The sequence below is a fragment of the Streptomyces sp. NPDC021020 genome (assembly GCF_044333285.1).
Lineage (GTDB): Bacteria > Actinomycetota > Actinomycetes > Streptomycetales > Streptomycetaceae > Actinacidiphila.
On record NZ_JBIRQQ010000010.1, the window covers coordinates 77,586 to 93,342 of the forward strand.

Annotated in this window: 20 protein-coding genes and 1 riboswitch; of the genes, 13 read left to right on the top strand and 7 right to left on the bottom strand. The window is 75.2% G+C overall.

Annotated features, from left to right (window positions below; all coding sequences use genetic code 11):
* Positions 1–8: 8 nt before the first annotated feature.
* Positions 9–311 carry an urease subunit gamma gene (locus tag ACH4SL_RS28210; RefSeq protein ID WP_398450506.1) on the bottom strand — a complete coding sequence of 101 codons (303 nt, stop codon included), beginning with the start codon at positions 309–311 and terminating at the stop codon, positions 9–11.
* 93 nt (positions 312–404) lie between these two features.
* Positions 405–695 carry a type II toxin-antitoxin system Phd/YefM family antitoxin gene (locus ACH4SL_RS28215; protein ID WP_398450508.1) on the bottom strand — a complete coding sequence of 97 codons (291 nt, stop codon included), beginning with the start codon at positions 693–695 and terminating at the stop codon, positions 405–407.
* Between the two features lie 58 nt (positions 696–753).
* Between ACH4SL_RS28215 and ACH4SL_RS28220 the strand changes: the two genes are divergently transcribed.
* From ACH4SL_RS28220 to ACH4SL_RS28230, 3 genes are all read left to right on the top strand, one after another.
* Complete coding sequence (locus ACH4SL_RS28220) at positions 754–1,389, top strand: ATP-dependent Clp protease proteolytic subunit (protein ID WP_398450510.1); 636 nt, start codon at positions 754–756, stop codon at positions 1,387–1,389.
* Between the two features lie 5 nt (positions 1,390–1,394).
* Positions 1,395–1,709, top strand: coding sequence for a hypothetical protein (locus ACH4SL_RS28225; protein ID WP_398450512.1), 315 nt, complete (start codon positions 1,395–1,397; stop codon positions 1,707–1,709).
* 339 nt (positions 1,710–2,048) lie between these two features.
* Positions 2,049–2,221, top strand: a riboswitch (cyclic di-AMP (ydaO/yuaA leader).
* Between the two features lie 3 nt (positions 2,222–2,224).
* Entirely contained in the window at positions 2,225–2,710 is a 486-nt protein-coding gene (locus ACH4SL_RS28230; RefSeq protein WP_398450514.1) for a C40 family peptidase, read from the top strand.
* Between the two features lie 18 nt (positions 2,711–2,728).
* Here ACH4SL_RS28230 and ACH4SL_RS28235 read toward each other — a convergent pair whose 3' ends face one another.
* Positions 2,729–3,160 (bottom strand): ATP-binding protein, encoded by a 432-nt coding sequence (locus tag ACH4SL_RS28235; RefSeq protein ID WP_398450516.1) that lies wholly within the window; start codon positions 3,158–3,160, stop codon positions 2,729–2,731.
* Between the two features lie 279 nt (positions 3,161–3,439).
* On the opposite strand from ACH4SL_RS28235, the gene ACH4SL_RS28240 reads away from it, so the two are divergent.
* Positions 3,440–4,333, top strand: coding sequence for a helix-turn-helix domain-containing protein (locus tag ACH4SL_RS28240; RefSeq protein ID WP_398450518.1), 894 nt, complete (start codon positions 3,440–3,442; stop codon positions 4,331–4,333).
* The gene (locus ACH4SL_RS28245; RefSeq protein WP_398450520.1) at positions 4,330–4,581 is read left to right on the top strand and encodes a DUF397 domain-containing protein; all 252 of its coding nucleotides are present in this window, start codon (positions 4,330–4,332) and stop codon (positions 4,579–4,581) included. Before ACH4SL_RS28240 ends, ACH4SL_RS28245 begins: the two co-directional genes overlap by 4 nt.
* Positions 4,582–4,604: 23 nt before the next feature.
* Here ACH4SL_RS28245 and ACH4SL_RS28250 read toward each other — a convergent pair whose 3' ends face one another.
* Complete coding sequence (locus ACH4SL_RS28250; protein ID WP_398450522.1) at positions 4,605–5,783, bottom strand: aminotransferase class I/II-fold pyridoxal phosphate-dependent enzyme; 1,179 nt, start codon at positions 5,781–5,783, stop codon at positions 4,605–4,607.
* Between the two features lie 192 nt (positions 5,784–5,975).
* On the opposite strand from ACH4SL_RS28250, the gene bioB reads away from it, so the two are divergent.
* The 3 genes from bioB (at position 5,976) to bioD (ending at position 9,384) form a co-directional block, all read left to right on the top strand.
* Entirely contained in the window at positions 5,976–7,160 is a 1,185-nt protein-coding gene (gene bioB / locus ACH4SL_RS28255) for a biotin synthase BioB (protein ID WP_398450524.1), read from the top strand.
* On the top strand, positions 7,153–8,484 hold the full coding sequence (locus ACH4SL_RS28260; RefSeq protein WP_398450526.1) for an adenosylmethionine--8-amino-7-oxononanoate transaminase: 1,332 nt from the start codon (positions 7,153–7,155) through the stop codon (positions 8,482–8,484). Before bioB ends, ACH4SL_RS28260 begins: the two co-directional genes overlap by 8 nt.
* 168 nt (positions 8,485–8,652) lie before the next feature.
* The gene (bioD, locus tag ACH4SL_RS28265; protein ID WP_398450528.1) at positions 8,653–9,384 is read left to right on the top strand and encodes a dethiobiotin synthase; all 732 of its coding nucleotides are present in this window, start codon (positions 8,653–8,655) and stop codon (positions 9,382–9,384) included.
* 39 nt (positions 9,385–9,423) lie between these two features.
* On the opposite strand, the gene ACH4SL_RS28270 is transcribed toward bioD, so the two are convergent.
* Complete coding sequence (locus ACH4SL_RS28270) at positions 9,424–9,801, bottom strand: fic family toxin-antitoxin system, toxin component (RefSeq protein WP_398450530.1); 378 nt, start codon at positions 9,799–9,801, stop codon at positions 9,424–9,426.
* Positions 9,798–10,025 (bottom strand): antitoxin, encoded by a 228-nt coding sequence (locus ACH4SL_RS28275; RefSeq protein WP_398450532.1) that lies wholly within the window; start codon positions 10,023–10,025, stop codon positions 9,798–9,800. The genes ACH4SL_RS28270 and ACH4SL_RS28275 overlap by 4 nt, the downstream gene beginning before the upstream one ends.
* A gap of 133 nt (positions 10,026–10,158) precedes the next feature.
* Here ACH4SL_RS28275 and ACH4SL_RS28280 point away from each other — a divergent pair, with 133 nt between their 5' ends.
* From ACH4SL_RS28280 to ACH4SL_RS28290, 3 genes are all read left to right on the top strand, one after another.
* Positions 10,159–10,587 carry a GNAT family N-acetyltransferase gene (locus tag ACH4SL_RS28280; protein WP_398450534.1) on the top strand — a complete coding sequence of 143 codons (429 nt, stop codon included), beginning with the start codon at positions 10,159–10,161 and terminating at the stop codon, positions 10,585–10,587.
* A 186-nt stretch (positions 10,588–10,773) separates the two neighbouring features.
* On the top strand, positions 10,774–12,108 hold the full coding sequence (locus ACH4SL_RS28285; RefSeq protein ID WP_398450536.1) for a hemolysin family protein: 1,335 nt from the start codon (positions 10,774–10,776) through the stop codon (positions 12,106–12,108).
* Positions 12,105–13,121 (top strand): hemolysin family protein, encoded by a 1,017-nt coding sequence (locus ACH4SL_RS28290; protein WP_398450538.1) that lies wholly within the window; start codon positions 12,105–12,107, stop codon positions 13,119–13,121. Before ACH4SL_RS28285 ends, ACH4SL_RS28290 begins: the two co-directional genes overlap by 4 nt.
* An 18-nt stretch (positions 13,122–13,139) precedes the next feature.
* Here ACH4SL_RS28290 and ACH4SL_RS28295 read toward each other — a convergent pair whose 3' ends face one another.
* Positions 13,140–13,850, bottom strand: coding sequence for an SDR family NAD(P)-dependent oxidoreductase (locus ACH4SL_RS28295; protein ID WP_398450540.1), 711 nt, complete (start codon positions 13,848–13,850; stop codon positions 13,140–13,142).
* Between the two features lie 103 nt (positions 13,851–13,953).
* On the opposite strand from ACH4SL_RS28295, the gene ACH4SL_RS28300 reads away from it, so the two are divergent.
* Positions 13,954–14,793, top strand: a complete 840-nt coding sequence (locus tag ACH4SL_RS28300) for a helix-turn-helix transcriptional regulator (RefSeq protein ID WP_398450542.1) — start codon at positions 13,954–13,956, stop codon at positions 14,791–14,793.
* A gap of 64 nt (positions 14,794–14,857) precedes the next feature.
* Positions 14,858–15,739, top strand: a complete 882-nt coding sequence (locus ACH4SL_RS28305; RefSeq protein WP_398450544.1) for an SGNH/GDSL hydrolase family protein — start codon at positions 14,858–14,860, stop codon at positions 15,737–15,739.
* Positions 15,740–15,757 lie beyond the last annotated feature (18 nt).

Genomic DNA, 15,757 nt, shown 5'->3' on the forward strand with positions numbered 1-15,757 from the left:
CCGCCCCCTCAGACGATCGGCTCGTGGACGGTGACGAGCTTGGTGCCGTCCGGGAAGGTGGCCTCGACCTGCACGTCGTGGATCATCTCGGGGACTCCGTCCATGACGTCCGCGCGGGTCAGGACGGTGCGGCCGGTGCGCATCAGCTCCGCGACGCCCTGCCCGTCCCGCGCGCCCTCCAGGATGTGGGCGGTGATCAGCGCGACGGCCTCGGGGTGGTTGAGCCGCAGGCCGCGGGCGCGGCGCCGCTCGGCCACGTCTGCCGCGACATGGATGAGCAGGCGTTCCTGCTCGTGAGGGGTCAACCGCACCGCCGCACCTCGCCATCTCCGGCCCGTTTCCGGGCAGTTCGGGGCCTGGGGCGCGAGGTTACGGCGGCGGCGTTTCGGGCGCGTTAACCCCTGTTACGGGCGGCGGTCGCCCGGGGTGGGCCCGCGGTGCTCGGCGACGATGCCGAACCTGCGGCGTTCGCCCGTGGCGGAAGGGGGCGTGGTCGCGGTGGAGACGGCGACGATCGGCCGCTCGTCCGCGGCGGCGTCGAGATCGCGCAGTCGTTGCAGGTCAGCGGCCGAGACCAGGGCCACCAGCGGCTTGCCGTGCCGGGTCAGCACCACCTGCTCACCGCCGTAGACCACGCGGTTGATGAGCTCGGCCAGCTCGGCTCGCGCTTGTGTCACCGGGACGTCATGGGTCATGCTCCCCATCATAACGACCTGTACGTCCTGTACATTTTGTACGCACGGAGGTGCCCGCATGATCCGACCCACCGCCCGCTACGTGCTCCCGGAGTTCACCGAGCGCAGCAGCAGCGGCACCCGCACCACGGACCCGTACTCCAAGCTGCTCCAGGAGCGGATCGTCTTCCTGGGCACCCCGGTCGACGACACGTCGGCCAACGACGTGATGGCCCAGCTGATCCATCTGGAGAGCGCGAGCCCCGACCAGGACATCCACCTCTACATCAACTCGCCGGGCGGGTCCTTCTCCGCGATGACCGCGATCTACGACACGATGCAGTACGTGACGTGCGACGTCGCGACCGTCTGCATCGGGCAGGCGGCGTCGGCCGCGGCGGTGCTGCTGGCGGCCGGGGCGCCGGGCAAGCGGATGATCACCCCGTACGCCCGGATCCTGATCCACCAGCCGTCGATGGGCGACGTGGTGCAGGGCGACGTGTCGGACCTGGAGATCCAGGCCAACGAACTGCTGCGCACCCGCGACAAGCTGGAGGCGCTGCTGGTGCGCCACACCGGGCAGGAGCCGGAGCGGATCCGGGCGGACATCGAGCGCGACAAGGTCTTCGACGCCGCGTCCGCCGTCGACTACGGCCTGGCGGACCGGCTCACCAACAGCCGCAAGACCAACGGCCCGGCCACCGGCGCGCGGTGAGGCCGGTGCGCCCGGAACCGCCGCCGCTGCCGGCGCTCACCCGCTCCGAGGGCGAGCTGATCGACTGCTACCTGGAGGTCGTCGACCTGCTCGGCCGCGTCAACCCGTCGCGCGGCACCGACACGTACGGGGCGCTGCGTGCCGCGCAGGCGCTCGTCGGGCGGGCGCTTGCGCTGCGCGAGGCGCTGACGGTGATGCACCTGCGCGGCGAGACGCAGCTCCACCACGCCACGCTGGGGCGGGCGCTGCGGGTGCTGGACGGCGAGCGCCGGTCCTCGCTCGCGGTGGTGGCGCCCGCACCGGAGCCGCCCGCGCCGTGACGGCCGCCCGCGCCGTCACGCTGCGGCGCGGCCTCCCCTTGTCGGCCGAACCCTCCCTCATCCCGTCGGCCCAGCGGCGCGGGGCCGGCGGGCGACCGCCCCGGTTGCGCGGGCCGGTCCGGGCGGTGGGTCGACAGCGCAGGTCACAGCGGTGTGCCGGGGCGCGCCGCTCACCGGAAGGGAGCAGCGCCGCCACCCGGTCGGACCAAGCGTGACGAGGGTCACACCGGGCGTTTCCCGCCGGGTACCGGCGTGCCGTGTGCGTCACGATCCGTGGTGACGACAAGCCCCCGCCGCCGTGGCGGGGCGGTCCGCACGGACGCCGAGTCCCGCCGGCGTGCGGATGCCAGGTCGACACGAGTGCAACGGCGGGAGCGGAGGACCCACGCACGACGGGGCCGGACCCGGTACTCCCGGGCCGCCCCTTGGGGTGAAGCCGCAGCACGCGGCCGGGCATCTTCGCCTGCCCGAACCCGACAGGTCATCCTTCGCAGGCCGACGACGAAGGGTTGCGCATGACCGCGCCTGTCGCAGTTTCCGCTTCCGCACGGCTGACCCGTCTCGGGGCCGCGTCCGTGCTCACCGCCGCCGCAGTCGCCGTACCGTCCCTGCTGCCCGGCGCCGTCCAGCAGGCCGAGGCGGCCACCACGGGCGTCCGGGCCCTCGGGGTGGCGGCGTCCAAGGAGGGCTCCCTCTACCAGTGGGGCGCCACCGGGCCCTCGCGCTTCGACTGCTCGGGCCTGACCCTCTACTCCTTCAGCAAGGCCGGCAAGCGGCTGCCGCGCACCGCCGCCGCCCAGTACCGCAACACCCGCCACATCTCCGCGTCCGGCCGGCACGTCGGCGACCTGGTCTTCTTCCACAGCGGACCGTCCGCGTCCTCCGTCTACCACGTCGGCATCTACGCGGGCGGCGGCAAGATCTGGCACGCCCCGAAGACCGGCGCCCGGGTGCGCCTGGAGCACATCTGGACGCGCACCGTCTGGTACGGGCGGGTCTGACCGCCGCGCGGCCCGCGCTCAGCCCACCGGGACGGCCCAGGGCAGCACGATCCAGACGGTCTTGCCGCCGTCGCCGGTCGGGGTGACCCGCAGGCTGCCGCCGGACTCGGCGGTCAGATGGCGGATGATGACCAGCCCGCGGCCGTTGTCCTGCTGCTGCGGGCACACCGCGGCCTGGCGCGGCCAGCGCGGGTGGCTGTCGGTGACACCGATGTGCAGCTGCTCGGACCGCTCCAGGCGTACGTCGACGGTGAAGGTCGGCGACAGGCCCGAGGTGTGCAGCACCGCGTTGGTGGCCAGTTCGGACACGATCAGGCGCACGGTGTCGACGGCCGGGGCGCCCGCGGGCAGTCCCCAGTCGGCGAGCAGCGCGCAGACGTACCGCCTGGCCGCCGTCACCGAGGCGGGTTCGCTCGGCAGGGTGACGGACGCTTCCTGAAGATCTGCCATGGCGACGCTTCCCTTTCCCGCCGTGACCTGGCTCCGATGCGAACGCCCCGGCTGCGGGGCCGGAATTGGGCCGCCCTCGCATACGCCGGGTTCGCGCCAGAATGCACTCATCGTGCCGCCAATGCGGGCGCCGCACAGCGGTCTGCATATATCTGTCGCTCAAATCGGTGAACTCTGCCGCGGGAGAACGCACATGGTCGGCAGACTGGCGTATCGGGGAGAAGAGGACAGAACGCAACCGGCCGCCGGATTGCGTCGCAGCGAGGAGGGCGAGAGGACATGGAACGAGAGCCCGCCGTACGCCGGCGCCGACTCGGCGCGGAACTGCGCCGGTTGCGCGATCTCGCGGGGTTCACCAGCGGCGAGGCGGCCCAGCGGGTGGGGTGGCACCAGTCGAAGGTGAGCCGTATCGAGACCGGCCACAGCAGCGTCCGCGCCGAGGACGTCAACCTGCTGCTCGACGCCTACTCCGTACGTGACCGCGATGTTCGCGACCTGCTGCACACCCTTGCCGGACACGGCCACCAGCGCGGCTGGTGGCACGACTTCCGCGAGGTCCTGCCGGTCGAATACCGCGACTTCATCAGCCTGGAGACGGGCGCCACCCGGGCCAGGTCGCTGGAGACCACGGTGGTGCCGGGCCTGCTCCAGACTCCCGGGTACGCCCGTGCGCTCACCCGCGACGTACTGCCGCAGCTCGCCCCGCGCGAGGTGGCCGCGCTGGCCGAGGTGCGCATCGCACGGCAGGCTGTCCTGCTGGAGCAGAACCCGCCGCTGGAGCTGAACGCGGTGCTCGACGAGGCGGTGCTGCGCCGCGGTGTCGGCGGGCCGGAGGTGATGGCAGGTCAGCTGCGGTGGCTCGCACGCGCGGCCGAACTCCCGCAGGTTTCCCTGCAGGTGCTGCCATTTGCCGCGGGCGGGCACATAGGGGTGACGGGGTCTTTCGTCATCTTCTCCTTTCCGCGCATTGCAGATCTGGATGTGGTTGTTCTCGACCATCTGACCGGTAGTCTCTGTGTCGATCGGAAAGAAGACATCGCCGCTTACACCGCCGCGTTCGCCCGATTGTGTGATCGCGCGCTCCCCTGTGCGGAATCGGCTGCGATGATCACGGAAATCGGGGCGGAGTTCTCGCGGTTGCAGCGGCGCACTAAGGAGGCACCGACAGCATGACTGCGCGAATCCCGGCGGCCCGCGAGCCGCACGCCCACGTTCCGTCCAGCCTGGCGCTGGACGTCGCCTGGCGGCGCAGCAGCCACAGCACGGCGGCGAACAACTGCGTCGAGACGGCCCGTCTGCCCTCCGGCCCTGTCGCGGTCCGCGACTCCAAGGACACCGCCGGGCCGGCCCTGCTGTTCGCACCGGGTGCGTGGACCTCGTTCGTGGCGGCCGTCAACGCGGAGGCGCTCAAGGCCGGTTAGACCCCGGAGGCGGGCAGGTCCCGTCAGGTACGGATCGCCCCGGCCGGCGCGGTCGCGACGATCGTGGCGGCCGCCGCCGCGATCCCGGCCGGGGACAGCGCCGCGTTGGCCGTCACCCGCAGTCGGGAGACGCCGTCGGGGACGGACGGCGGGCGGAAGCAGCCCACCGCGAGCCCCGCGGCGCGGCACGCGGCGGCCCACTCCACCGCCGCCGCGGGCGAGGGCGCCCGGACCGAGACGACGCACGCGTCCGGCGCCGTCGCATCCAGCCCCGCGGCGGTGAGGCGGCGGTGGAAGTCGCGGGCCGCGCCCAGCGCGCGGCCCGCCCGCGCGGGCTCGCGCCGCAGCAGCCGCAGCGCGGCGAGGGCGGCGCCGGCCGCGGCCGGCGCCAGCCCGGTGTCGAAGATGAACGTCCGCGCGGTGTTGACCAGGTGGTCGATGACGGCGGCGGGGCCCAGCACCACTCCGCCCTGCGCCCCCAGCGCCTTGGACAGTGTCGCGGTGCACACCACGTCGGGCGCGCCCGCAAGGCCCGCCGCGTGCGCGGCCCCGCGCCCGCCGGGCCCGAGGACGCCGAGCCCGTGCGCGTCGTCCAGCAGCAGCGCGGCCCCGTGCGCACGCGCCGCGGCGGCGAGCGCGCCCAGCGGCGCCGCGTCGCCGTCCACCGAGAAGACGGTGTCGCTGACGACGACGGCCCGCCCGGCGTGCGCGGCGAGCGCCTTGCGCACGGCGGCGGGGTCGGCGTGCGGGACGACCTCGGTGGCCGCCCGGGACAGCCGGCAGCCGTCGATGAGGGAGGCGTGGTTGGCCGCGTCGGAGACGATGAGGGCGCCCGGCCCGGTGAGCGCGGTGACCGCCGCGAGGTTGGCCGCGTAGCCGGAGGCGAGCACCAGCGCGGCCTCGAACCCGGTGAAGTCGGCCAGCTCCGCCTCCAGTTCGGCGTGCAGCGCGGTGCTGCCGGTGACCAGCCGGGAGCCGGTCGCCCCGGCGCCCCACGTCACGCACGCCTGCGCGCCCGCCGCGGTGACCTCGGGGTGCAGGCTGAGGCCGAGGTAGTCGTTGCCCGCGAGGTCGAGCAGGCCCGGTTCCGCGGCCCGTGGGCGCAGTTCGCGGCGCAGCCCGGCGGCGGAGCGTGCGGTGGCCTGCTCGGCGATCCAGCCGAAGGGGCCGGGGTGCCCGGCGGCGGGCGGTGTGCTGGTCACGGCGGTCCTTCGGGGTGCGGTTCGGGAACGGTCGGCGGGGTGCGGCCGGGGCGGCGCCCGCTGCGGGGGCCTCACCCTGCAACGTACTGGCCCGCAATCGTGCACAGGGTGTGGTGATGCACACACCGGCGGCCACCGCTCTTGTTCGGTCCGTCCTTGGCTCGGGGCCGCCGGGTAGGCGAGTATCCCCTCATGGATCTGCTGACCGCACTGGTGGACAAGGGGCTGCGCCGCGAGCTGCCCACCCGGGACGAGGCGCTCGCCGTGCTGGCGACGTCCGACGACGAACTGCTCGACGTGGTGGCCGCCGCGGGCCGGGTGCGCCGCACGTGGTTCGGCCGCCGGGTGAAGCTGAACTACCTGGTCAACCTCAAGTCCGGGCTGTGCCCCGAGGACTGCTCGTACTGCTCGCAGCGGCTGGGCTCGCAGACCGGCATCCTCAAGTACACCTGGATCAAGCCCGAGGAGGCCGCGGCCGCGGCGGGCGCCGGGGTGGCGGGCGGCGCCAAGCGGGTGTGCCTGGTGGCGAGCGGGCGCGGGCCGACCGACCGCGACGTGGACCGGGTCTCGGAGACGATCGCGGCCATCAAGGGGCAGCACGAGGACGTCGAGGTCTGCGCGTGCCTGGGCCTGCTGACGGGCGGCCAGGCCGACCGGCTGAAGGCGGCCGGCGCGGACGCGTACAACCACAACCTCAACACCTCCGAGGGCACGTACGGGACCATCACCACGACCCACACGTACGCCGACCGGGTCGACACCGTGCAGCAGGCGCAGGCGGCCGGGCTGTCGGCGTGCTCGGGGCTCATCGCGGGGATGGGCGAGAGCGACGCGGACCTGGTGGACGTGGTCTTCGGGCTGCGCGAGCTGGACCCGGACTCGGTGCCGGTCAACTTCCTGATCCCCTTCGAGGGCACCCCGCTGGCCGAGGAGTGGAATCTCACCCCGCAGCGCTGCCTGCGGATCCTGGCGATGGTCCGGTTCGTGTGCCCCGACGTGGAGGTGCGGCTGGCGGGCGGGCGCGAGGTGCACCTGCGCACGATGCAGCCGCTGGCCCTGCACCTGGCCAACTCGATCTTCCTGGGCGACTACCTGACGAGCGAGGGCCAGGCCGGCCAGGCCGACCTGGACATGATCGCGGACGCCGGCTTCGAGGTGGAGGGCGCGGACACCACGACGCTGCCCGCGCACCGCGCCGCCGGGCTGTGCGGCACCCACGACCGCGGCTGCGGGGGCTGCGGCGACACCGCCTGTGCCGACGCGCACGGGCACGGGCACGGCGGGGCGGAGGCCGCACCGCCCGTGCCGGGTGCGCGGACGGACCTGGTCGCGGTGCGCCGCCGGGGTGCGGGAACGGACCTGCCGCCCAATGCCTGAGCCCGCGGCCCTGTTCGCGGCCCCGGCCCCGCTGTCGCCCGAGGTGCTCCTCGGCCTGGACCGCGAGCACGTCTGGCATCCGTACGGGCCGATGCCCGGCCGCCAGGAGCCGCTGGTCGTGGCGTCGGCCGAGGGGGTGCGGCTGCGGCTCGCGGCGCCCGCGCAGGGGCGTGACGAGCTGGTCGACGGCATGTCGTCGTGGTGGTCGGCGATCCACGGCTACCGGCACCCCGTGCTGGACGCGGCCGTACGCGACCAGCTCGGGCGGATGAGCCATGTGATGTTCGGCGGCCTGACCCACGAGCCCGCCGTGCGGCTCGCGGCGCGGCTGGTGGAGATCACGCCCGAGCCGCTGCGGCACGTCTTCCTGGCCGACTCCGGGTCGGTGTCGGTCGAGGTCGCGGTCAAGATGTGCCTGCAGTTCTGGCGCTCGCTCGGCCGGCCGGAGAAGCGCCGGCTGCTGACCTGGCGCGGCGGCTACCACGGCGACACCTGGCAGCCGATGTCGGTGTGCGACCCCGACGGTGGCATGCACCACCTGTGGTCAGGGGTGCTGCCCGAGCAGGTCTTCGCCGAGCAGCCGCCGCCCGGCTTCGACGCGGAGCCCGACCCGGCGTACTGCGAGCGGCTGCGCGCCCTGGTCGCGCGGCACGCGCACGAGCTGGCGGCGGTGGTCGTGGAACCGGTCGTGCAGGGCGCGGGCGGCATGACCTTCCACTCCCCCGGCTACCTGCGGGTGCTGCGGGAGGCGTGCGACGAACAAGGGGTGCTGCTCGTCCTCGACGAGATCGCCACCGGCTTCGGCCGCACCGGAAAGCTCTTCGCGGCCGAGCACGCCGGGATCAGCCCCGACGTGATGTGCGTCGGCAAGGCGCTGACGGGCGGCTACCTGACGATGGCGGCGGCGCTGTGCACCTCCGCGGTCGCCGAGGGCATCTCCCGCGGCGAGGTGCCGGTGCTCGCCCACGGGCCGACCTTCATGGGCAACCCGCTGGCCGCCGCGGTCGCGAACGCCTCCCTCGACCTGCTGCTCGGGCAGGACTGGGCGGGGCAGGTCGAGCGGATCGGGGCGGGCCTGCGCGAGGGCCTGGCGGCGGCCGCGGAGCTGCCCGGCGTGCGCGACGTACGGGTGCTCGGGGCGATCGGCGTGGTGCAGCTCGACCACGAGGTGGACATGGCAGCGGCGACCCGCGCCGCGGTGCGCGCCGGGGTGTGGCTGCGGCCCTTCCGGGACCTCGTCTACACGATGCCGCCCTACGTGACCGGCGACGAGGACCTGGCGCGGATCTGCGCCGGTGTACGGGACGCGGCCCGGGCGGGATGACGCCCCGGCCGGGGGCCCGCGGGCAAACGGGTGACGGACGGGTGAAAACCTGCCGGAAGCCGGATGGGAAGGGCGCGGCGGGGCAGGGTGCCCCGAGCCGCGGGAGAATCCGGGGCCGCCGGGGGCGGGCGGAACGGGCGCAGGACGACGAGGAACGGAGCGACACCCATGGCCATCGTGGTCATCACCGGTACGGACACCGAGGTCGGCAAGACGATGGCGACCGCCGCGGTGGCCGCCGCGTCCCTGGCGCAGGGGCTGAGCGTGGCGGTGCTCAAGCCCGCCCAGACCGGGGTGGCCGAGGGCGAGCCGGGGGACGCGGCGGAGGTGGCCCGGCTCGCGGGCGCGGTCACCGCGGTGGAGCTGGCCCGCTACCCCGAACCGCTGGCGCCGGCCACCGCCGCGGCCCGCGCGGGGATCCCCGCGGTGGGACCCGAGGACATCGCGGAGGCCGCGGCCAAGCTGTCCGCCGTCCACGACGTGGTGCTGGTGGAGGGCGCGGGCGGGCTGCTGGTCCGCTACGACGAGAAGGGCGCCACGCTCGCCGACGCCGCCGCGCTCATCCGCGCCCGGGTGCTGCTGGTGGCGCAGCCGGGCCTGGGCACCCTCAACGCCACCGCGCTGACCGTGGAGGCGCTGGGCAAGCGGGGTCTGAGCTGCGCCGGGGTGCTCTTCGGGAGCTGGCGCGGGGAGCCGGACCTCGCCGAGCGCTGCAACGTCGCGGATGTCCCGGAGGTCGCGGGCGCGCCGCTGCTCGGGGCGCTGCCGCAGGGGGCCGGGGCGCTGTCCCCGGCGGCCTTCCGCGCCGCGGCGCCGGAGTGGCTGGCACCGCAGCTGGGCGGCACCTGGGACGGCGAGGCCTTCGCGCAGGTCTACGCGGCGCCGCCGTTCGCGTCGTGAGGCCGGGTCCCGGCCGGGAGCGGGGGACGGCCGGGCGGCTCAGGCCGGGACGGTCCAGGCGCGCAGCTCCTCGGCGATGCGGTCGACGCCGACCGACCCGTCCTTGACCAGCCGGGCGAGGTCGCGTACCTGCTCGGGGGTGGTGGTCACGGGCTGCCCGCCCGCCACCAGGTAGGCGTAGGCGACGGCGGTGGCGAAGAGCGCGTTGGAGCGTTCGAGGGCGGGGACGTGCAGCAGCAACTGGAGCAGGGAGGCGGCGCGGACATGGTCGTCGGGGTAGACGGGCACGCCGAATATCTCGGCCTTGTGCCTGCCGACCGCCGCGACCAGCGCGCCCCAGTCGGTGACCAGGGGGTCGCCGGGCGTGTTGTGCTCGGCGACCATCAGCAGCCAGGCCAGGTCGATGTTCAGGCTCAACGCGGGTTCGTGTCCCTGCCGCCGAACTCCTCCGCGAAGACCGCCTCGTACTCCTTCATGAAGTCCGCGGCGGCCTGGACGAACGCCCTGCCGCTCTCGCCCTCGTCCCGCCGGACCAGTTCCTCGATGTAGCGGTTCACGCTCATGCCGCGCTGCGAGGCGCGTTCCCGCGCGGTCTCCGCGGTGGCTTCGTCCACCCGCACGTTCAACTGGGTCTTGGCCATGGCACCACGCTAGCGCCGTGGCGCTAGTAGCGGCAAGGCCGTCGCGGGCCCGCGCTGCCGCCCCCGGGCGCGGGCCGTCTCGGATCCCGGAATTGCGGGCCGGGCGCGCCGGGCCGGTGGTGGGATGCCGGGCATGAGCAATCCCCTGATCAGGACCGCGGTCCCCGCCGACGCGACCGGCGTGCTGGCCTTCTGGCGGGTGGCCGCCGAGGGCACCAGCATCAGCGACGACGAGGCCGGGGTCGCCCGGCTCGTCGCCACCGACCCGGGCGCGCTGCTGCTCGCCGAGCGCGACGGGGAGCTGGTGGGCACGGTGATCGCCGGCTTCGACGGGTGGCGCTGCCACCTCTACCGGCTGGCGGTGCACCCCGGTGCCCGCCGCCAGGGGGTCGCGCGGGCGCTGCTGGACGCGGCCGAGGAGCGCTTCCGGGCGCTGGGCGGGCGGCGCGGCGACGCGATGGTGCTGGAGGCCAACGAGCGCGCCCACCCCGCCTGGCGGGCCGCGGGCTACGCACCCGAGCCGCAGTGGCGGCGCTGGACGAAGCCGCTGCGCCGGGTGTGAGCCCGGCGTTCCCGGGCACACGGGCTGTGCGGCGTCGAGGATGCCGTCGAGGACCGCCCCGAGCCGGCGTCCCCGGGCGCGTGGGCCGTGCCACGACCCCCGGGCCCGGCACCGCCCGCGGCCCGTACGGCGCACGCCGGGTGCGCGGTCGGGGGCGGGGACGGACGATGGGTGGCGAGGTGTCCGATGACCGAAGCGCTGCTCCTGCTGCTGGCCCTGCTCCTCGCTCTCGCCTGCGGCGTCTTCGTCGCGGCGGAGTTCTCGCTGACCACGGTCGAGCGCGGCGAGGTGGAACGCGCCGCGCGGGAGGGTGAGCGGGGCGCGGCGGCGGCGCTCGCCGGGGTGCGGTCGCTGACCGTGCAGCTGTCGGGGGCGCAGCTCGGCATCACCGTCACCGGTCTGGTCATCGGCATGCTGGCCCGCGGCTCGATCGCGGAGCTGCTGCGCGGCCCGCTGCGCGCGGCGGGGCTGGGCGGCGGCGCCGCCTCGTCGCTGGCGCTGGTGCTGGGCACGGCGGTGTCGACGGTGGTGCTGATGGTGGTCGGCGAGCTGGTGCCGAAGAACTGGGCGATCTCGCGGCCGCTGCCGGTCGCCAAGGCGGTCGCGGGCCCGCAGCGCGCCTTCACCACCGCCTTCGGCCCGCTGATCCGGCATCTGAACAACACCGCCAACCGGGTCCTGCGCCGCATGGGCCTGGAGCCCGCGGAGGAGCTGGCCTCGGCCCGCGGGCCGCAGGAGCTCAAGGCGCTCGCCCGGCACTCGGCGAAGGCGGGCGCGCTGGAGCCGGACTCCGCCGAGCTGTTCGTCCGCACGCTGGGCCTGGCGGACCTCACCGCGGAGAACGTGATGACACCGCGGGTGCAGGTGACGGCGCTGGAGGCGCGGGCGACCGCCGCGGACGTCGCCAACGCCACACGGGCCACCGGGCTGTCCCGCTTCCCGATCTTCCGCGAGAGCCTCGACGCGGTGATCGGCACCGTGCACATCAAGGACGTGCTGGCCGTGCCCACCGGCCGCCGCGCGCACACCCCCGTCACCGACCTGCTGCGGGACGCGCTGCTGGTGCCGGAGTCGCTCGCGGTGGACCGGCTGCTGGACCGGTTGTCGGGGGCACGCGCCATGGCGGTGGTCATCGACGAGTACGGCGGCACCGCGGGCGTCGCCACCCTGGAGGACATCGTGGAGGAGGTGGTCGGCGAGGTGCAGGACGAGCACGACCCGCTGCAGCAGCCCGACCTGCTGTTCGTCCGCGAGGAACAGGACGGCCGGCGCACCTACCGGGCGGACGGCGCGACGCGTACCGAGGACCAGCTGGTGCGGATCGGGCTGCGGGTGCCGGACGGGCCGTACGAGACGCTCGCCGGCCTGGTCGCCGAACGGCTCGGCCGCATCCCGGAGCGCGGTGACCAGGTCCGGCTGGACGGCTGGCTCGTGGAGGTCGAGGACGCCTCCGGGCACCGGGCCGCGCGGGTGCGGCTGGTGTCCCCGCCCGCCGCCGGGCCGGAGGAAGCGCGCCGATGACGGTCGTCCAGCTGCTCGTGGGGCTGCTCACCCTGGTGGTGAACGCCTTCTTCGTCGGCGCCGAGTTCGCGCTGATCTCGGTGCGCCGCGACCAGGTCGCCGCGGGCGCGGAGGAGGGCGACCGGCGGGCGGTGCGGGTGCTGTGGGGGCTGGAGCACCTGGCGCCGCTGCTGGCCGCGGCCCAGCTCGGCATCACGGCGTGCACCCTGGTGCTGGGCATCGTCGCCGAGCCGGCCATCGCGCACCTGCTGGAGCCGGCGCTGCACGCGGCCGGCGCGGCGGAGGGCGCGATCCATGTGATCGCCTTCGTGGTGGCGCTGGCGCTCGCGACGTATCTGCACATGCTCTTCGGCGAGATGGTCCCGAAGAACATCGCGCTGGCCGACCCGGTGCGCTCCGCCCTGCTGCTCGGGCCGCCGCTGGTGGGCTTCACGCGCGCGCTGCGGCCGGTGATCTTCGGGATCAACGCGCTGGCGAACGCCGGGCTGCGGCTGCTGGGGGTCGAGCCGCGCTCGGAGGTGGCCGCGGTCTTCTCGGACGACGAGCTGGCCGCGATGGTCGCCGACGCGGGCGCCGCGGGGCTGCTGGACCAGCGGGCCACCGGGCGGCTGCGCGAGGCGCTGGAACTGGGGCGCAGGCCGGTCGGGGAGATCGTGCTGCCCGCCGACCAGGTCGTGCGCGCGTCGCTGGGCATCACCCCGGACGAGCTGGAGGCGCTGGCGGCCCGCTCCGGCTTCTCGCGCTTCCCGGTCGCGGACGGCGACGGGCATGTGCTCGGCTACCTGCACGTCAAGGACGCGCTGGACGCCGAGCCGCGGGGCGCCGCCTTCCCGCGCTCGGCGCTGCGCCCCATCACCCGGGTCGGCGCGGCGACCCCGCTGGACGACGTGCTGACGGCGATGCGCGCGGGCAGCGCCCACCTCGCGGCGGTCGTGGACGCCGACGGGCGCGGGGTGGGGCTGGTCACCATGGAGGACGTGCTCAAGCGGCTGGTCGGCCCGGGCCGGGCGTGAGCCCGCCGCCGGGGCGGGTCACCAGGGCAGCGGGCCCGCCGCGTCGAAGAAGCCGCCGGTGGGGCCGTCGGGGCCGGTCTGCGCCATCCGCACGATGATCTCCGCGCCCTGTTCGACGGTCTGCACGCCGTGCCTGCCGTTGAGGTCGGTCGCGGTGTAGCCGGGCTCGACGGCGTTGACCCGTATCTGCGGGAAGGCCTTGGCGTACTGCACGGTGAGCATGTTGACCGCGGCCTTCGACGCCGGGTAGGCGACGCCGGGGTAGGCGTACGCGTGGCTGCCCGGCTCGCTCACCCGGGTCAGCGACGCCAGGCCGCTGCTGACGTTGACGACGACGGGGGCGGCCGAGCGGAGCAGCAGCGGCAGGAAGGCGCGGGTGACGCGGACGAGGCCGAAGACGTTCGTCGCGAAGGTCCCGCTCATCATCTCGGGGGTGAGGCCGGCCGCGCCGGTGACGGTGCCGTCGGCGGCCATCTCCTGCTGGATGCCGGCGTTGTTGACCAGCACGTCGAGGCCGCCGGCCGCCTCGATTTCCGCGGCCGCGGCCGCGACCGACGCATCGTCGGTGACGTCCAGCCGCACGGCGGTGGCGCCCACGGCCGCGGCGGCGGCCCGGCCGCGCGCCGCGTCCCGGGAGCCGAGGTAGACGGTGTGGCCCGCGGCCACCAGCCGGCGGGCGGTCTCGAAGCCGAGACCCTTGTTCGCTCCGGTGATCAGTGTCGCTGTCATGCCCCCACGGTGCGGCGGCGCGCCGGCCGCCTGCCAGCGCCCCCGGCTTCCTGGGACCGGCAGTACCAGGACGGACGGCCGGGCGCGGTGCGACAGTGGGGGCATGGCGACCACGGAATTCGGGTACACCCTACGGCGCTGGCGGGACCGTGTGTCCCCGGAGTCGGCGGGGCTGGCGACGGGCGGCCACCGGCGCGCGGCGGGGCTGCGCCGCGAGGAGCTGGCGATGCTCGCCGGGATCTCCGTCGACTACATCACGCGGCTGGAGCAGGGCCGCTCGGCCAACCCCTCGGAGCAGGTCGTCGAGGCGCTGGGGCGCGCGCTGCGGCTGTCCGGGCCGGAGCGCGACCAGCTCTTCCACACCGCGGGCCTGGTGCCGCCGGGCCGCGGGACGGTGCCCGCGTACATCCCGGCGAGTGTGCAGCGGCTGCTGGACCGGCTGGCGGGCACACCGGTGGCGGTGTCGGACGCGGCCTGGACGCTGCTGCTCGCCAACCCGCTGCACAACGCGCTGATGGGCGAATTCCACGGCAAGGAGCGCAACGCGGTGTGGCGGCACTTCCTGGGCCAGGGAAACCCCCGGGTGGTGCACAGCGCCCGGTCGCTGGCCACGCTGGAGGCCGCGCAGGTCGGCGCGCTGCGGACGACGGCCGGCCGCTTCCCCGCCGACCAGCGGCTGAAGCGGCTGATCGCGGAGCTGCGGGCGGGCAGCGAGCGCTTCGCCGAGCTGTGGGAGTCGCGCGAGGTGGGCGAGCACGACGGGTCGCGCAAGACCGTCGACCACCCGGAGCTGGGCCTGATGACGCTGGACTGCGACCTGCTCAGCGTCGAGGGCAGCGAGCTGCGCATCATGGTCTTCACCGCGGAGCCGGGCACCGAGGACGCCGAGAAGCTCGCGCTGCTGTCCGTCATCGGCACCCAGAAGCTGACCGGAACCCCGTAGCGCGGCGGTGGGCGGGACCCGCGGCGCGTCCCGCGGCGGGCCCGGCGGATAGGATCGCGCCGCGATGGAAAGCGACACCACTGACACCCGCGCGGAGACCTCCGCAGGCCCGGGCGCGGCGCCCGGGCCGTACCGCAGCTTCGTCGCCCTCGGCGACTCCTTCACCGAGGGCATGTCCGACCTGCTGCCCGACGGCAGCTACCGCGGCTGGGCCGATCTGCTCGCCGCGGGCCTGGCCGAGCTGCCGGGCGCGGCGGACGGGAGCGGCTTCCGCTACGCCAACCTCGCGGTGCGCGGCAAGCTGATCCGGCAGATCGTCGACGACCAGGTGGACGCGGCGGTGGCGATGCGCCCGGACCTGGTCACCCTGGTCGGCGGGCTCAACGACGTGCTCCGCCCGGGCTGCGACGTCGACGCGGTGTGCGCGCACCTGGAGGACGCGGCCGGGCGGCTCGCCCCGGCCTGCGGACAGCTGGTGCTGATGCGCAGCCCGGCGCGCCGCGGACCGGTCGCCACCCGCTTCCTGCCGCGTATGGAGCAGCTGTTCGCCTTCGTCGACGACCTGGCGGCGCGGCACGGCGCGGTCGTGGTCGACCTGTACGGGGCCGAGGTGCTGGGCGACCCGCGGATGTGGGGCGAGGACCGGCTGCACCTGACCGCGGAGGGCCACGAGCGGGTCGCGGAGGCGGTGTGGCAGGCCCTCGGGCTGCCCGCGCGGGGGAACTGGCGGGCGCCGCTGCCGCTCGCGGTGCCGCCCGGCTGGGCCGCCCGGCGCCGGGCCGACGCCTCCTTCACCCGCCGCCACCTGCTGCCGTGGATCGGCCGCCGGCTGACCGGCCGCTCGTCCGGCGACGGCCGCCCGGCCAAACGCCCCGAGCTGCTCCCGTACGGCCCGCCCCCGCCCGAACCGCAGGCGGCGCCGCTGCCGTCCGAGGCCGGGCACTGACCTCGCGGGACGGGCGGC